Genomic DNA, 14,972 nt, shown 5'->3' with positions numbered 1-14,972 from the left:
TTAACACTCCTATACTAGTTTCAAATCGAATAGTATTTCTATTAACTTTTCAGCTTTTTCTTTCTTATTTATACCTTCGATTATTTCATTATGTTTGTCTTTAACTGGTACAAACGACTTGTAAACATTTGTAGGTGAACCCTTTAATCCAATTTGAGTTGTATCAACATCTAAGTCTGAAAGTGTTAACACAGTAATTTTTGCATCTCCATTATTGTAAGCTTCTAAGATTCCTTTAACACTTGGATATCTTGGATTATTTAACTCTTTTATAGCAGTTAATAAAACTGGCATCTTTGCTTCTATTAAGTAATCTCCAGTTTCTGTATAACGAGTTACTAGTAGTTTATCACCTTGAACCTTTACTTCTTTTGCATAGGTAACCTGTGGAACTCCCAAAAATTCTGCAACCTCTGGTCCAACCTGAGCTGTATCTCCATCTATAGCTTGTCTTCCACAGAATATTACATCATACTTTCCGACCTTCTCTATAGCAGCAGCAATAATTGTAGATGTAGCCCAAGTATCTGAGCCACCAAAAGCTCTATCTGAAATTAAATATGCCTCATCAGCACCCATCGCCAAAGCTTCTTTTAAAGCGTTTTTAGCTTGAGGAGGTCCCATGCTTATAACCTTAATCACTGCTCCCAGTTCATCTTTTATTTTTAAAGCTTCTTCTAAAGCATTTCTATCATCTGGATTGATTATACTTGGTACACCATCTCTTATTAGGGTACCTGTCTCTTTATTTATTTTAACTTCGTTAGTGTCTGGAACTTGCTTTAAGCAAACAACTATATTCATAATCTTCCTCCTATCCTAGTACTGCTCTTGAAATAACAACCTTGTGTATTTCTGAAGTACCTTCATAAATTTCTGTTATCTTAGCATCTCTGTACATTCTCTCTAATGGATAATCTTTCATATATCCATATCCTCCATGGATTTGGAGAGCTAGATTTGTAACTTCTCTTGCAGTACGTGATGCATTGTATTTTGCCATGGCAGCTTCTTTAGTGTGTTTTTCGCCTCTAGCTTTCAAGTCCGCAGCATAATATACTAACAATTTTGCTGATTCCACCATAGTAGCCATATCTGCAATATACCATTGAATACCTTGCAAAGCTGAAATTGGCTTGCCAAATTGAACTCTTTCTTTAGAATATTTGATACTTTCTTCTAAGGCCCCTTCAGCAATTCCTACAGCTTGAGCTCCAACTCCAATTCTTGCACCATCTAGACAAGTCATAGCTATGTTGAAGCCTTTTCCTTCTTTTCCTAATAGGTTACACTTTGGAACTCTACAGTTATCAAATATTAATTCTGCAGTTTCTGAACCATGTATACCCATTTTTTCTTCAATTTTTCCTATTGAGAAACCTGGAGTACCTTTGTCAACTATAATAGCAGACATCCCCTTTATTCCCTTTGATGGTTCTGTCAATGCAAATATTATTAATGATTCTGCTTGACCTCCACCAGAAATAAAACACTTAGTTCCATTTAAAACATATTCATCAGTTGTTTCATCAATAATTGCAGTTGTTGCAGCTCTTGCAGCATCTGAACCAGCATTAGGTTCAGTTAAAGCAAAAGCTCCTACACACCCACCTTCAGCCATCATCGGAAGGTATTTCTTCTTTTGTTCGTCAGTACCAAATTTCAAAATAGCTTGAGCATATATTGTGTGTATTGATAGTATTGCTGCAGATGCTGCACATTTCTTGGCAACCTCATTAACAACAATTACCTTTTCTATATCTGCTCCACCAGAGCCTCCATATTCAACAGGTGTCCCAATACCATTAAATCCTATCTTAGCCATTTTGCTAAAAAGTTCTCTTGGGAAAATACCAGTTTTATCTGTTTCTGCAGCTATTGGTGCTATTTCATTCTCTGCAAATTCTCTTGCTACTCTTTGAAGCATTACTTGGGCTTCTGTTAATCTAAAATCCATAAAATTTCCTCCTATTTATTAACATAGTTCACATGTTTCTTTATTCATTGATACAATTCCAGATTCAATTAGAGCTTCTATATCAGAATCACTGTATCCAAGTTCTCTCAATATCTCATCTGAATGTTCTCCTATAAGTGGGGCATCACAAGTCATATTAACTTCAATATTTCCAAACTTAACTGGAGTGGATGCAAGCATTGTCTTATTTCCATTTTTGCTTGTATGTTCATATATATAGTTATTAGCAATAGCCTGTTCATCAGTTACTACATCATTAACATGCTGAATTCTTTCATGGGCTATATCCGCAGTAGTAAGCTTTTCAACCATCTCATTTTGAGTAAATTTTGCAAACTCACCATCTAAAATATTAATAAGCTCTGTAGCATTTTTCTTACTTTCTACTGAAGATGCAAATTTCTCTTCTTTTATCAAATCTTCTCTTCCAAATAGTCTGCAAAGTGCCTCAAAATATCTTTCATGCTCTAGGATACTTAAGAATATCCACTTTCCATCCTTACAACGATAAGAATTTATTACTGGAGAAATGGCATTCTTTCTAGTTTTTGGATACTCATCACTAAACTGTGTAGATGCCAATAAAGATGATGCATTCCATATTGCTTGTCCAAACAAAGATGCCATTACCTTTTGACCTTTTCCAGTCTTAGCTTGTTGGTATAAAGCTGCACATATACCTCCAGATAAGCTACAAGAAGTTGTCGCATCTCCAAAGGCTATAGGTGGGTTTATTGGACTTGTATCCTTCTCTGCTATATCAAGCATAGCTCCACTTCTTGCCCAAAAGGCAACTGTATCAAATCCTGCATTGTCCTTAGCAGGTCCAAAATCACCAAAACCATTTATTTGTCCCCAGATAAGATGTGGGTGTTTTTTACTTAATGATTCATAGTCAAGACCTAGCCTTTTTAATGCTCCTGTTCTATAGCTTGAAACAAACACGTTTGCTTCACTTAAAAGCTTATCCATAATTTCAATTCCAGCTTCACTCTTAAGATTTATAGACAAGCCTCTTTTATTTGAATTATATGTACTGTAAAAAGGATTATTATAATCATCTATTGGCATTGTCATTGTTGCCCCTGTCTTTCTTCCGGGGTCTCCAAAGCTTGGCTCTACTTTAATTACATCAGCACCCCAGTCAGCTAATATTTTAGAAGTTCCTGGACCTGCTACAAAATATGTTAAGTCAATTACCTTAACACCTTCTAATGGTTTATTTAACACTTTTAATTCCTCCTTATACTGTCGATTTGGTATTTTAAATATTTTATTTATAGTATTAAATCATAAAATTTATTGTACATATTTTGAAAATTAGTTTTACAATATCAAAATATAATGTATATTTTTCATCTTTTCTTTTATGGTAATCCTGGGAACATCGTAAACATAAGAACTGCTACTACGGTTCCAATAATTGGGGTCAAAACAGTCACCCAAAATATTGGCATATAAGCATCTTTATGTGATTCTTTACATAGACCATTTGTTACAGTAACTATATATCCGTTATGAGGAAGTGAATCTAATGCTGCTGATGAAATTGCCATAGTTCTAGTTAATGCCGCTGCAGAGACACCCTTAGCTAAAAATACTGGTCCAAGAAGTGGAGCTGCGATTCCAAGTCCACCTGAAGCTGACCCACATATACCTGCAATAACTGTAGTTCCAACGGCAGCTCCTGCAATAGGAGGTCCAGGAATATTAGTCATAGCATTAACTATAAAGTCAAAACCAACTGCTGATTTTACAACTGAGCCAAATGCAACTACAGCACAAGTATTACATATTGCTACTACTGTAGTTTTACATGCATCACCAACATGTCCAACTATTTTGGAATTATCTTGATATTTATTTAACAATAAATACACTAATAACGCTCCAATAAACACTCCTACCTCAATTGGTACTATTGCTTGTCCATTAATTTTTACATTAATTATTAATATTGATACTATTAATGGAATTAACGCAATTAGACCATTAGGACCATTTCCTCTCTTAGAATTAGTTGCTGCTACTTCATCAAATATATCTGATTCATGTGCTATAAAATGCCCACCATTGGCTTTTTCTTTTGAAACCATTCTATATAAAATGATGCTTCCAACAACAAACATTACTGCACATGATATAAATCCATTTACTGCACCAGCCATAATGTCTGTCCCTAATGTTGAAGCTGGAACAATATTATGAATCTGTGGTGCTCCTGGTGCAACCATTGCAAAAGTTGAACATCCAAAAGTCAAGGCTGCTGGTATAAATCGACGTGGCAAATCAGCTTCTTTAAAGATTTCCAAAGCTATCGGAAACACTGCAAAACTTACAACGAAAACACTTACTCCTCCATAGGCTAATATTCCACATGCTATTGGAATAGAAAGTAATGCTTTATCCTTACCAATCCATCTTACAATCATCTTAGCAATAGATTTCGCTCCACCAGTAATCTCCATTATTTTTCCCATTAAAGTACCTGTTAGGAAAATAAAGAAATTCGCCTGGAGAAATCCAACAAAACCTGCCATATAATCCACCTTGAGTGCATTATATACATTTAGATTTCCTGTTATAGCAACTAGTAGTGAACATACAATTGCTATTATAAAAATATTTACTCCCTTCATAACCATTACAACTAGAAGGGATAGGGCTATAATAATCCCTACTAAACTTATAATTACTCCCGCATTCATAAATTAACTCCTTTTAAAATTAAACTCTGTGTGTTTCTTCACGAAATTTAGATTTTGAATATTTTCTATATTTATTCCAATTTGGTTATAATAGCTACTTATTCTCAAAAACTGGCTTTCTCTTCTCTATAAATGCATCCATACCCTCTTGTTTATCTCTTGTAGCAAAAGTTAAACCTGCAATATCTTTCTCTAGTTCAAGAGCATTTTTTAAATCCATATCTATTCCTTTATTAATAACTACTTTTGCATATCTTATTGCTATTGGCGCTTTTTCAACTATTTGATTCATCATCTTCATTGCCTCTTCTAAAAGCACATCATTTGGAACTACTTTATTAATAAGACCAATAGATTTAGCTTCTTCTGCATTTACTTGCCTTCCTGTAAAAATTAATTCTTTGGCTATCCCAGTTCCAACAAGTCTTGATAATCTTTGAGTTCCACCAAAACACGGAATTACTCCTAAATTAACTTCAGGCTGTCCAAATATAGCCTTTTCTGATGCAATTCTAATGTCACAACTCATAGCAAGTTCACATCCACCACCTAGTGCATATCCATTAACTGCTGCTATTACTGTTTTCTCAAGAGCTTCAATTTTGTCAAAAATCCCTTGTGCATAACCTGCATATCTTCTGCCTTCTTCACTTTTATAGTTTTGCATCTGACGTATGTCAGCTCCAGCTACAAAAACTTTACCTTCTCCAGTAATAATAACTCCTAATATTTCCTCGTTTTCTGATATTACATCAATAACTTGAGATAACTCTCTAAGAGTGTCATTATTAAGAGCATTTAAAGCCTTAGGTCTATTTATAGTAATAACACAGACTTTATCCTTAAGTTCTACCTTAAGATTTTTCAAATTTTCCATTTCAAATCCCATCATATTCCCCCCATTATACATTGTTATTTTTTCTACATTTCTTGTTGATATATATTAGCAAGTTCTACGCCAACTTCTATTAAATTCCATTATTTTTGTTAAAAAATTGTTTTTTTTAATGAAATAAACAAAATATACATAAATTTCACTAAATTTTTAATAGGTTTTACCTTTAAAACTGATTAAATCATAATTTATTAAAGAATTTTTCTGCAATAAAATCCATAAAATCATATTTTTGTCTCATTTTCGAGAAAATACTAAAAAAATCCAGTCTCATTTTTGAGAATATAGTCTCATTTTTGATACTTTACTACGTATTTGTCCAAATAGTATAGATTTCTTAACGCTGTTATAATATTATTGTTTTATAAAATATATTTTTATAGAGCAATTTTTATAAATATAAAAACACCTCTGAACCATATTTACATATTATTATGCAAACATGGTTTAGAGGTGTATACATTTCTAAGATATTAGAACATTTATTCTTCTATTTCCCAGTTATGATATATATCTTGAACATCATCATCTTCTTCAAGCATATCAACTAATTTATTCATCATTTTTAAATGAGCTTCTTCAGTTAATACAGTTGTAGTTTGAGGTATCATCTTTACATCAGCAGATATAAACTCATACCCTTTAGCTTTTAACTCATCGCGTACAGCAGAAAAATCTTCTGGTGTAGTTATTATTTCATAACCGTCTTCTTCTGTTATAAAATCCTCAGCTCCTGCTTCTAATGCAATATCCATCAATTCTTCTTCTGAAATTCCATCTCCTGAACCAACTAATATCTGTCCTTTTTTATCAAACATAAAAGACACACATCCACTAGTTCCTAAGTTTCCTCCATTTTTATCGAAGTAATATCTAACATTACCAGCAGTTCTGTTTTTGTTGTCAGTTAAAGTTTCTACTATAACTGCAACTCCACCAGGACCATAACCTTCATAAACTATAGTTTCATAGTCATCACCAGCACCTGCTCCGGCACCTTTAGCGATAGCTCTATCTATATTATCATTTGGCATATTATCTGCCTTAGCTTTTTCTATAGCTGTCTTTAAAGCTGCATTATACTCTGGGTCTGCTCCACCTTCTTTAGCAGCAACTGCTATTGCTCTAGCATGTTTAGTAAATATTTTTGCTCTTTGAGCATCTTGTTTACCTTTTCTATTAATTATATTACCTATACGTCCCATATTTCCACTCCTTAATACGTACAATTAGTTATTCTAATTTTTATCACCTGTAAATTTTATCACAAATCTTTAAAATAGTAAATTAGAACTTAGGAGGTTGTGCAGGCGTTTTTCTCTTATGTTCACTTATTCTATGAAGTCTTTCAATTATCTCTTGGTCTCTTTGAGGAACTTCATCTAATCTACCTTGCAACACAGCATCTATCATATTGTAAGTAGTTCCCATTTCATTTTCATCTGTTTGACCTTCCCAAAGACCTGCAGAAGGAGCTTTATTTATTAAATCTTCATGAACACCAAGTTCTTTTGCCCATTCATACACTTCGCCTTTAGTTAAATTTGCAATTGGTAAAATATCAACTCCACCATCACCAAATTTAGTAAAATATCCTGTGTGTATTTCTGCAGCATTATCTGTACCAACAACTAGATATCCTAGATTGTTAGCAATTGTATAAATAGTACTCATTCTTACTCTTGCTCTTAAATTTGCATCTGTCATTTTTAAATATTCTTCTCTATATAAATGTTTCTCTTTTAAATTTCCTACTACCATGTCTAATATAGCACTTTGTGGTTCTATAAGGTCTAAATCAAGGTATTCTATATCACAACCTTCTATAACCTTAAGTGCATCTTCTCTATCTTGAGGATTACTTTTTATGCTCATTATAACTCCCATAGAGTTTTCTGGAAATGCCTTTTTAATTAAATTAGCAACTACTGCTGAATCAATTCCCCCAGATACACCGACAATTAATCCTTTTGCATTTGCCTCATTAACCTTATTTATAAGCCATTCTACAGTTTTGTCTATTTGTATTTTTATATTTGACATTGTTATCTCCTCTCAAATTTGCTACTTTGTTTTAATATATTATACCATATATTAATATGTTGTTTTAATATGTTTTTTTTTATGCAAAATTACGTAAATATGAAATATTATATTTAATCTTACTTTTATATAAATATAATTTGCCTATTTTGGTAAAACTATTTCAGAAGGTGATTTTTATGAAAAAAACTGATGATTTAAAGAAAAAATATCTTGATTTTAATTTGAAAAATACGATAATTGGAGTTTTTACAGGGTTTATAAATGGAGTTTTTGGGTCTGGAGGAGGTACTCTTTTAGTTCCAATATTAAATGACATCGTTAAGGTAGAAGAACATAAATCTCATGCAACTGCTCTTTCTATAATAATTTTCTTAACGACAGCAAGTTCTGTTTTATATGTATCTAAGGGTACTTACGACGTTAATTTGACAATAAAGGTTGCTGTTGGAAGTATTCTTGGTGGTATCATAGGAGCAAAACTACTAAATAAAGTTACTGGAAAGTTTCTTAGGATTTCTTTTGGAATAATCATGATAATTGCAGCATTAAGGATGGTGTTCTAATGTTATTTGCTTTAATTGGATTTTTTGCAGGGATTATCGGAGGAATGGGAATGGGCGGAGGAACCATCCTTATACCTGCACTAGTTTTACTTGCTGGTATAGATACTAAAATAGCTCAAAGTGTAAATTTACTTTCATCTATCCCTATGACACTTATAGCATTGGCTATACATATAAAAAATAAAAATGTAGTTTTTAAATTGGTTATACCCATAGCTGTATTTGGGGTCTTAGGTGCTATATTTGGTTCACTATTAGCTAATTATCTATCTTCAGATATACTAAAGAGAATATTTGGTATATTTCTGCTTCTAGTTGGCTTATTTGAAGTAAAAAAAGGATTCTGTGCAAAATCTAATAAAAAGCCATTAAATTGATTTAGATTAAAACAATTTAATGGCTTTTCATTTTAAGATTTCATTTTAAGATAAAAATTGAATGTTTAATATAATTAATTCTTTTAATATTTTTAGATTACATTAATATTTCTCCATTTTGTTCAGATAAATAAAATTCTTCTCCTAAAACTATTTTTCCTGTTCCATTTGTTATATCAACCATTTTTTCTGATAAATTTTCCACATCTTCTAATTTCGAATATACTATTATCTCAACATTATCTTCATATATTGTATCTTTTATAAAATACCCCAAATTCATTAATTCATTTTGTACTTTTCCAAGTTGAGTATAATCTATTTTAATCTTAACTTCTTGATACATTACCTTATAAATTATCTTTCCTGCTTCTAACCCCAACTTAGCACCTTTTGTATAAGCTCTAACTAGACCACCTGCACCTAATTTTGTTCCTCCAAAATACCTAGTAACAACAACTGCTACATCTCTTAAATCTTCTTTCTTTATAACTTCTAATGTAGGTATACCTGCTGTTCCTTGTGGCTCGCCATCATCACTGTATCTTTGTATATTCATATTTTGCCCAACTGTATAAGCCCATACATTATGAGTTGCATCTTTATGCTTTTTCTTTATTTCATTTATAAATTCTAGTGCTTCCTCTTCACTCTTTATAGGCTTAGCATATCCAATAAAAACAGACTTTTCAATTGTTATTTCATCAGTTCCAAATTCATGTAATGTCCTGTAATTGCTCATTATAATTCCTCCTATTTTAATCATTTTCTAAGATATACATCAAATATGTATTTATATATAAAATTATTCTACTAAAAATATATAGATTTTTATCACTTCTTTAATCAATGTTATAAAACAATTATATAATAAAATTGTATACTTTTTAATTTTTATTTCAAATATAGGTCACTAATTTTAGATATAAATTACTAAAAATTTAGATTTCCAAATTATAATCTAAGCAAACTATCTAATTTATGTTTAAAATATTTTCAATTAAAAAAGGAAGGGGCTAACCCTTCCTCAGAATTCTCTAAATTCACTATTAATTTGCTGGAACATCATCGCCCTCTGAAACTAATTTTTTTAATTCTTTAAACTTTTTATAAGATACTTCTACTAAAGCTTGCTCTTTGTGATGTGACAACATTTCTAAAGCATCTTTTACTTTATAAAATCCACCTTCTTGGAATTCAGGAGCAAGTACACAATCAGTGTTACAAGCTTCCATAACATACCACATTATTGCATTACAAACTTCTTGTTGTCTACTTCTTGAGAAAAATTCATACATAGTATCGCCAGCTACATCTATCATTTTAGCATCTATGCCAGTTTCTACTTTAACTCTTTGAACAGCACTCTCATATGGAAGTCCTCCTCCAAGTATCTTTCCTTTTGGAAGTGTCCATTCACCTCTATCATTTTTTACAATAAGTACTTTATTAGCATAAAAAACTACTCCACCTGCACAACGTCTTACTATCATTTGAAACCCCTCCCATTAATTTATTTATTACCTTGTTAAACTCTAGAAATACATCGTTAAGTAAACAAATTGCTTTAATAAAAAATTACTTTTTCAAATTTTTCGCATCTTCCAATGCTTTAATGGCTTCGTCATAAGCTCTAAGCACATACTCTTTTTCAAAATTCTTATTCTTGTCTTTCAACTGCTGTAAAATCTTTAGACTGTTTTCATCTCCTAATTTTGAAAGAGCTTTTGCACAATACTGCCTAGTTTGTGCATTTTTATCATAGAGACCTTTTTGTAATACTTCTCTACTAATTGGTGATTCAATCTTTCTGATGGCTGAATAAGTTATCCTTCTAATATCTGAGTGTCTGTGGTTTGTGAGCTGATGAAGTAATTTTAAGAATCTATCATCTTTTAGCTCACCTGTCGCCCAGATTAAAACAATTAAATCTTCAGCATTTTTTTCCACAAGGATTCTTTTGAAAACCTTTCTCTTAAAGTATACCATTTTTTTGTCATCTAAGCTATCCATAAAATCAAGTCTCTTGATTTTATCTAATTCTAAAAATTTATCCAAAATATCTTTAGATGCCTCAAAATCCTCTTTTTGCAATTCTTTTATTTTCAATTTTGCTTGTATAAGTTGCTCGCTTGCTTCAGTATTTGAAATATTTCTAATCTTACTAATTTGAGATACTGTTTTAGATTCTTTATAAAGAAGATAGGTTATAAAATAATCTTCGAGATTATCTATGTTTTCCCAATTAATATCCATATTCAACCTATTTTTCTAATATGTACTCTCTATAGATATTAAAATCTTCTTCATCCAAGTTTACATCTAATGCTATACCATTTTCCCCATACTCAAAATTCTCCACATTATATTTATCTTTTATTCTACTAAATATATCACCTCTCTCATAAGGTAACATTAAGCTTACTGAATAAGTATTTTCCATTAAAGCACTTTCTATCAGATTTAATAGCTTATCCATATTTATGCCTTGTTTAGCAGAAATATACACAATATCTTCTTGACTTTTAGGATATATATCCAATTCTAGCTTATCGACCTTATTATATACAAGTATATGTTTTTTATCATTTACACCAAGTTCTTTTAATACACCTTCAGTTGTACTTTTTTGCAATTCATAACTAGTATTTGTTGCATCAATTACATGCAGAATTAAATCTGCATACTGTACTTCTTCCAGTGTTGCTTTAAATGCCTCTACTAAATCATGGGGAAGCTTACTCACAAATCCAACAGTATCTACTACTAAAAATTCTTTCTTATTTGGTAAAAGTGCCTTTCTTAAAGTTACATCTAGAGTTGCAAAAAGCATATCTTTTACAAAAACTTCTTTTTCTTGTTCATAATCCTTGTGTGTCTTTATTAATTCGTTTAATAGGGTAGATTTTCCTGCATTTGTATACCCAACAAGCGCTACAATTGGTATATTTGATTTTAAACGTTTAACTCTCTGTGTCTCTCTATTCTTCTTTACTTCTCTAAGTTCACGTCTTATATCTGCTGCTTTATTAAGTATATGTCTTTTATCTATTTCTAGTTTTTGTTCTCCAGGACCTCTAGTTCCAATCCCTGCACCTGTCCTACTCATCTCACCACCCATTCCATAAAGTCGTGGTAATCTGTATTTTAGTTGAGCTAATTCAACCTGCAATTTACCTTCTTTACTAAGCGCCCTTTGAGCAAATATATCCAGAATCAAGGTAGTTCTATCTATTACTTTTCTTCCAACAACATTCTCTATATTTCTGATTTGAGCACCAGATAATTCATCATTGAAAATTACTAAAGTAGCATCTAGTGAATCACTATATGCTCTTATTTCTTCTACCTTACCTTTTCCTATATAATAAGCTGCATCTATGGAGTGCTTGTTTTGAATTAAGCTACCTACAACTTCTGCACCAGCAGCTTTTGTTAATTCCTTTAATTCTTCCATGGATTCACTAGTGTCTATATCATCACTTTTTTTCACTATTGTCGTCAAATTAAGACCTACAAGAAGTGCTCTCTCTTGAATTTCTTTCACTTAATCACCTCATTTTTTGTTATAAAACATATTATAATTGCAAAATATATTTACATTATTTTTCTGTTGACTAATTATACCATTAATACTATGATTAATAGTACTATATTATCAACTATTAATAAAAATATTTAGTATAATTATATTATCACCAAAATCTTATATAGTTATAAAAGATTTAAATTTTATTTAATTTAGGAGGAAAATATGGGCGAAAATTATAAGTTTTTTAATCACAAAGATTGTGAATTTTTCCCTTGTCATAAAACTAATAAACCAGAAGAATTTAATTGTTTATTTTGCTATTGTCCTTTGTATGCTTTAGGAGAAAATTGTGGTGGAAACTTCAAGTATACAGATAAAGGTATCAAAGATTGCAGTAGTTGCATGCTCCCTCATAAAAAAGATAATTATAATTATATTATGGGGAAATTTCAAGATTTAGTTAAAATTACTAGTAAAAAATAATTTCTCATTAGAAATAGCTATGCACAAATATTTATTAACTACTCTTAGTCTAAATATTATTACATAGCTATTTTTATTGTATAACTTTAGTCTATCTCATTTTTAATTTAGTTGATTTGCATAACTTATATATTACAAAAAGTAATATACTTACTAATAAAATCAACATTAAAATCATCACACCAGCATGAAAAAAGAATTCTTCTGGCAATATATTTATAACTGGGTCTAAATCTGGACTAAATATCCAGTAATCATTTCTAAATAATAATTTATGAAAAATAATAAATGATTTTTCAAAATTCAATAAAACTGGAACTGCCAATAATAATGGCATAATTATAAGCGTTATTGATGTAGTTTTTAAAATTTTTATATTTTTATTTTTTGCATTAAATATAATTCCTATTAAAGATACTATCATTAGTACTTTAGCTAGTTTATTGATGTTTTGAAATATATTTCTCACTTCTTCAAAATGCATCTTTCCCTGTGGAGAAGATTTTAATGTGGGTAACTTAAACTCAGACACATTCTTATTTAGATTATAATCAATCAGATAATCGTAGTTTAATTTTATATCATCCTTAGATAGACCAGATAACTCTGATATATTTAGATAATCAACATCAAAATAATATAGTTGTTTAAACCCAACAGTAAAATTAATAACTCCTACTATTATAACTATACTTATACATATTGAAAAAAGTATATTTAGAAATTTTTTCATGAAATCCCCCCAGTAATAAATTAAAGCACTACACTATTTTAGTTGTAAAATCTTCTATATTCCATACATCATCAACAATGTCTGAATAAAATTCTGGTTCATGACATACCAAAAGAACTGTTCCCTTAAATTCTTTTATGGCTTTCTTCAATTCATCTTTCGCTTCAACATCTAAGTGATTCGTAGGCTCATCTAGTACTAAGAAATTTATATTTTTTAGCATTACTTTACAAAGTCTAACCTTTGCAGCTTCTCCTCCACTTAGTACTCTCATCTGACTAGTTATATGCTCATTTGTAAGTCCACATTTTGCAAGAGCTTGTCTAACTTCAAAGTTTGTAAGTCCTGGGAATTCACTCCAAATTTCATCCATAGGTGTATTACTATTTTCTTTTGAACTCTCTTGTTCAAAATATCCAACTTCTAGATAATCACCTAACTTAACACTTCCTTCAAATGGTTTTATTATTCCAAGTAAAGTCTTTAACAAAGTAGATTTTCCAATACCATTCATTCCTTTTAAAGCTATCTTCTTTCCTCTTTCTAAATGGAAATTAAGTGGCTTTGTCAATGCTTCATCATATCCTAAAATTAAACTTTCTGTTTCAAAAATTATCTTACTTGCTGCTCTAGCATCTTTGAAAGAAAAAGTAGGCTTTATCTTTTCTTTTGGTCTTTCCAATATTTCCATCTTATCAAGTTGCTTTTGTCTACTGTTAGCCATTCCTCTAGTTGCTACTCTAGCCTTATTTCTAGCTACAAAGTCCTCTAATCTTTTTCTTTCTTCAACTTGTTTATCATAAGCTTGTTCTTCTTGACGTTTCTTTATGTCATTAAGTCTTACAAATTCATCATAGTTTCCTTTATATCTATTTAGTTCTCCATTTTCCATATGGTATATTACGTTACAAGTATTATTTATAAATTCAATATCATGAGAAACTAGGACAAAACTATTTTCATACTCTTGAAGATATCTAGTAAGCCATGTTATATGTTCTTCATCTAAATAATTTGTAGGCTCATCTAATATAAGAATAGTAGGATTTTCAAGTAGAAGTTTAGTAAGAAGTACTTTCGTTCTCTGTCCTCCACTTAGATCAGTTACATCTTTGTCAAGACCAATCTCTCCAAGACCAAGACCATTTGCAACCTCTTGTATCTTAGCATCTATCATATAAAAACCACTATTTTCAAGTATAGTTTGTATTTCTGCTGTTTCTTCAAGAAGCTTACTCATCTCATCATCATTAGCTTCTCCCATTTTGTCGTACATAGCAATCATTTCTTGCTCTAAATCAAACATATGCTTAAAAGCTTCTCTAAGCACTTCTCTTATTGTTTTACCTTTACTTAGAACTGTATGTTGGTCTAAGTAACCTACTGTAGCTCTTGAAGACCATTTTATATTTCCAGCATCTGGCATAAGCTTTTTTGTTATTATATTTAAAAAACTTGATTTTCCTTCTCCATTAGCGCCAACTAGTGCAATATGTTCACCTTTTCTAAGTCTAAAAGATACATTTTCTAATATTGTTCTAGCACCAAATCCATGACTCACGTTTTCTACTACTAGCATTCTAACACCTCTCAAAAAAATTTTACACATTCTATACTATAATATATTCTTTTTAAACTTAAATCAAGTATTACCAAT

At 30.8% G+C, this 14,972-nt stretch carries 16 protein-coding genes; 3 read left to right on the top strand and 13 right to left on the bottom strand.

Annotation, left to right across the window (positions count from 1 at the left end; all coding sequences use genetic code 11):
* Positions 1-9: 9 nt before the first annotated feature.
* From Q3304_RS10855 to nadE, 7 genes are all read right to left on the bottom strand, one after another.
* The gene (locus Q3304_RS10855; RefSeq protein WP_054269438.1) at positions 10-804 is read right to left on the bottom strand and encodes an electron transfer flavoprotein subunit beta/FixA family protein; all 795 of its coding nucleotides are present in this window, start codon (positions 802-804) and stop codon (positions 10-12) included.
* Positions 805-814: 10 nt separating this feature from the next.
* Complete coding sequence (gene acrC, locus Q3304_RS10850) at positions 815-1,957, bottom strand: acryloyl-CoA reductase (protein WP_407814502.1); 1,143 nt, start codon at positions 1,955-1,957, stop codon at positions 815-817.
* A gap of 18 nt (positions 1,958-1,975) precedes the next feature.
* Positions 1,976-3,208, bottom strand: a complete 1,233-nt coding sequence (locus tag Q3304_RS10845) for a CaiB/BaiF CoA transferase family protein (RefSeq protein ID WP_407814500.1) — start codon at positions 3,206-3,208, stop codon at positions 1,976-1,978.
* A gap of 137 nt (positions 3,209-3,345) precedes the next feature.
* Entirely contained in the window at positions 3,346-4,686 is a 1,341-nt protein-coding gene (locus Q3304_RS10840; RefSeq protein ID WP_054269435.1) for a GntP family permease, read from the bottom strand.
* 94 nt (positions 4,687-4,780) lie between these two features.
* On the bottom strand, positions 4,781-5,578 hold the full coding sequence (locus tag Q3304_RS10835) for an enoyl-CoA hydratase-related protein (protein ID WP_407814499.1): 798 nt from the start codon (positions 5,576-5,578) through the stop codon (positions 4,781-4,783).
* Positions 5,579-6,063: 485 nt separating this feature from the next.
* The gene (locus Q3304_RS10830; protein WP_074179199.1) at positions 6,064-6,786 is read right to left on the bottom strand and encodes a YebC/PmpR family DNA-binding transcriptional regulator; all 723 of its coding nucleotides are present in this window, start codon (positions 6,784-6,786) and stop codon (positions 6,064-6,066) included.
* 82 nt (positions 6,787-6,868) lie between these two features.
* Positions 6,869-7,624: an NAD(+) synthase gene (gene nadE, locus Q3304_RS10825; RefSeq protein WP_054269432.1), complete on the bottom strand. Its 756-nt coding sequence runs from the start codon at positions 7,622-7,624 to the stop codon at positions 6,869-6,871.
* A gap of 170 nt (positions 7,625-7,794) precedes the next feature.
* On the opposite strand from nadE, the gene Q3304_RS10820 reads away from it, so the two are divergent.
* Both Q3304_RS10820 and Q3304_RS10815 read left to right on the top strand, forming a co-directional pair.
* On the top strand, positions 7,795-8,190 hold the full coding sequence (locus Q3304_RS10820) for a sulfite exporter TauE/SafE family protein (RefSeq protein WP_407811897.1): 396 nt from the start codon (positions 7,795-7,797) through the stop codon (positions 8,188-8,190).
* Positions 8,190-8,567 carry a sulfite exporter TauE/SafE family protein gene (locus Q3304_RS10815; RefSeq protein ID WP_054269430.1) on the top strand — a complete coding sequence of 126 codons (378 nt, stop codon included), beginning with the start codon at positions 8,190-8,192 and terminating at the stop codon, positions 8,565-8,567. The genes Q3304_RS10820 and Q3304_RS10815 overlap by 1 nt, the downstream gene beginning before the upstream one ends.
* Before the next feature lie 97 nt (positions 8,568-8,664).
* Here Q3304_RS10815 and Q3304_RS10810 read toward each other — a convergent pair whose 3' ends face one another.
* The 4 genes from Q3304_RS10810 to hflX all read right to left on the bottom strand — a co-directional run bounded on the left by Q3304_RS10810 (position 8,665) and on the right by hflX (position 12,114).
* A complete protein-coding gene (locus Q3304_RS10810; RefSeq protein WP_407814498.1) occupies positions 8,665-9,309 on the bottom strand; it encodes a YigZ family protein in 645 nt (214 codons plus the stop codon).
* A 307-nt stretch (positions 9,310-9,616) separates the two neighbouring features.
* Complete coding sequence (locus Q3304_RS10805) at positions 9,617-10,060, bottom strand: NUDIX domain-containing protein (protein WP_003437525.1); 444 nt, start codon at positions 10,058-10,060, stop codon at positions 9,617-9,619.
* 85 nt (positions 10,061-10,145) lie between these two features.
* On the bottom strand, positions 10,146-10,823 hold the full coding sequence (locus Q3304_RS10800) for a HEAT repeat domain-containing protein (RefSeq protein ID WP_407814497.1): 678 nt from the start codon (positions 10,821-10,823) through the stop codon (positions 10,146-10,148).
* A 7-nt stretch (positions 10,824-10,830) separates the two neighbouring features.
* The gene (gene hflX, locus Q3304_RS10795; protein ID WP_054276078.1) at positions 10,831-12,114 is read right to left on the bottom strand and encodes a GTPase HflX; all 1,284 of its coding nucleotides are present in this window, start codon (positions 12,112-12,114) and stop codon (positions 10,831-10,833) included.
* A 207-nt stretch (positions 12,115-12,321) separates the two neighbouring features.
* On the opposite strand from hflX, the gene Q3304_RS10790 reads away from it, so the two are divergent.
* Positions 12,322-12,582 carry a cysteine-rich small domain-containing protein gene (locus tag Q3304_RS10790; RefSeq protein WP_003418451.1) on the top strand — a complete coding sequence of 87 codons (261 nt, stop codon included), beginning with the start codon at positions 12,322-12,324 and terminating at the stop codon, positions 12,580-12,582.
* Positions 12,583-12,673: 91 nt separating this feature from the next.
* Here the strand turns inward: Q3304_RS10790 and Q3304_RS10785 are convergent, their stop codons facing one another.
* Positions 12,674-13,315, bottom strand: a complete 642-nt coding sequence (locus tag Q3304_RS10785; protein ID WP_407814496.1) for a TIGR01906 family membrane protein — start codon at positions 13,313-13,315, stop codon at positions 12,674-12,676.
* 28 nt (positions 13,316-13,343) lie between these two features.
* The gene (locus tag Q3304_RS10780) at positions 13,344-14,894 is read right to left on the bottom strand and encodes an ABC-F family ATP-binding cassette domain-containing protein (protein ID WP_054269425.1); all 1,551 of its coding nucleotides are present in this window, start codon (positions 14,892-14,894) and stop codon (positions 13,344-13,346) included.
* Positions 14,895-14,972: the final 78 nt, after the last annotated feature.

The organism is Clostridioides sp. GD02377 (genome assembly GCF_045899875.1).
Classification (GTDB): domain Bacteria; phylum Bacillota; class Clostridia; order Peptostreptococcales; family Peptostreptococcaceae; genus Clostridioides; species Clostridioides difficile_A.
This window is presented reverse-complemented; position numbering and strand designations above follow the sequence as displayed.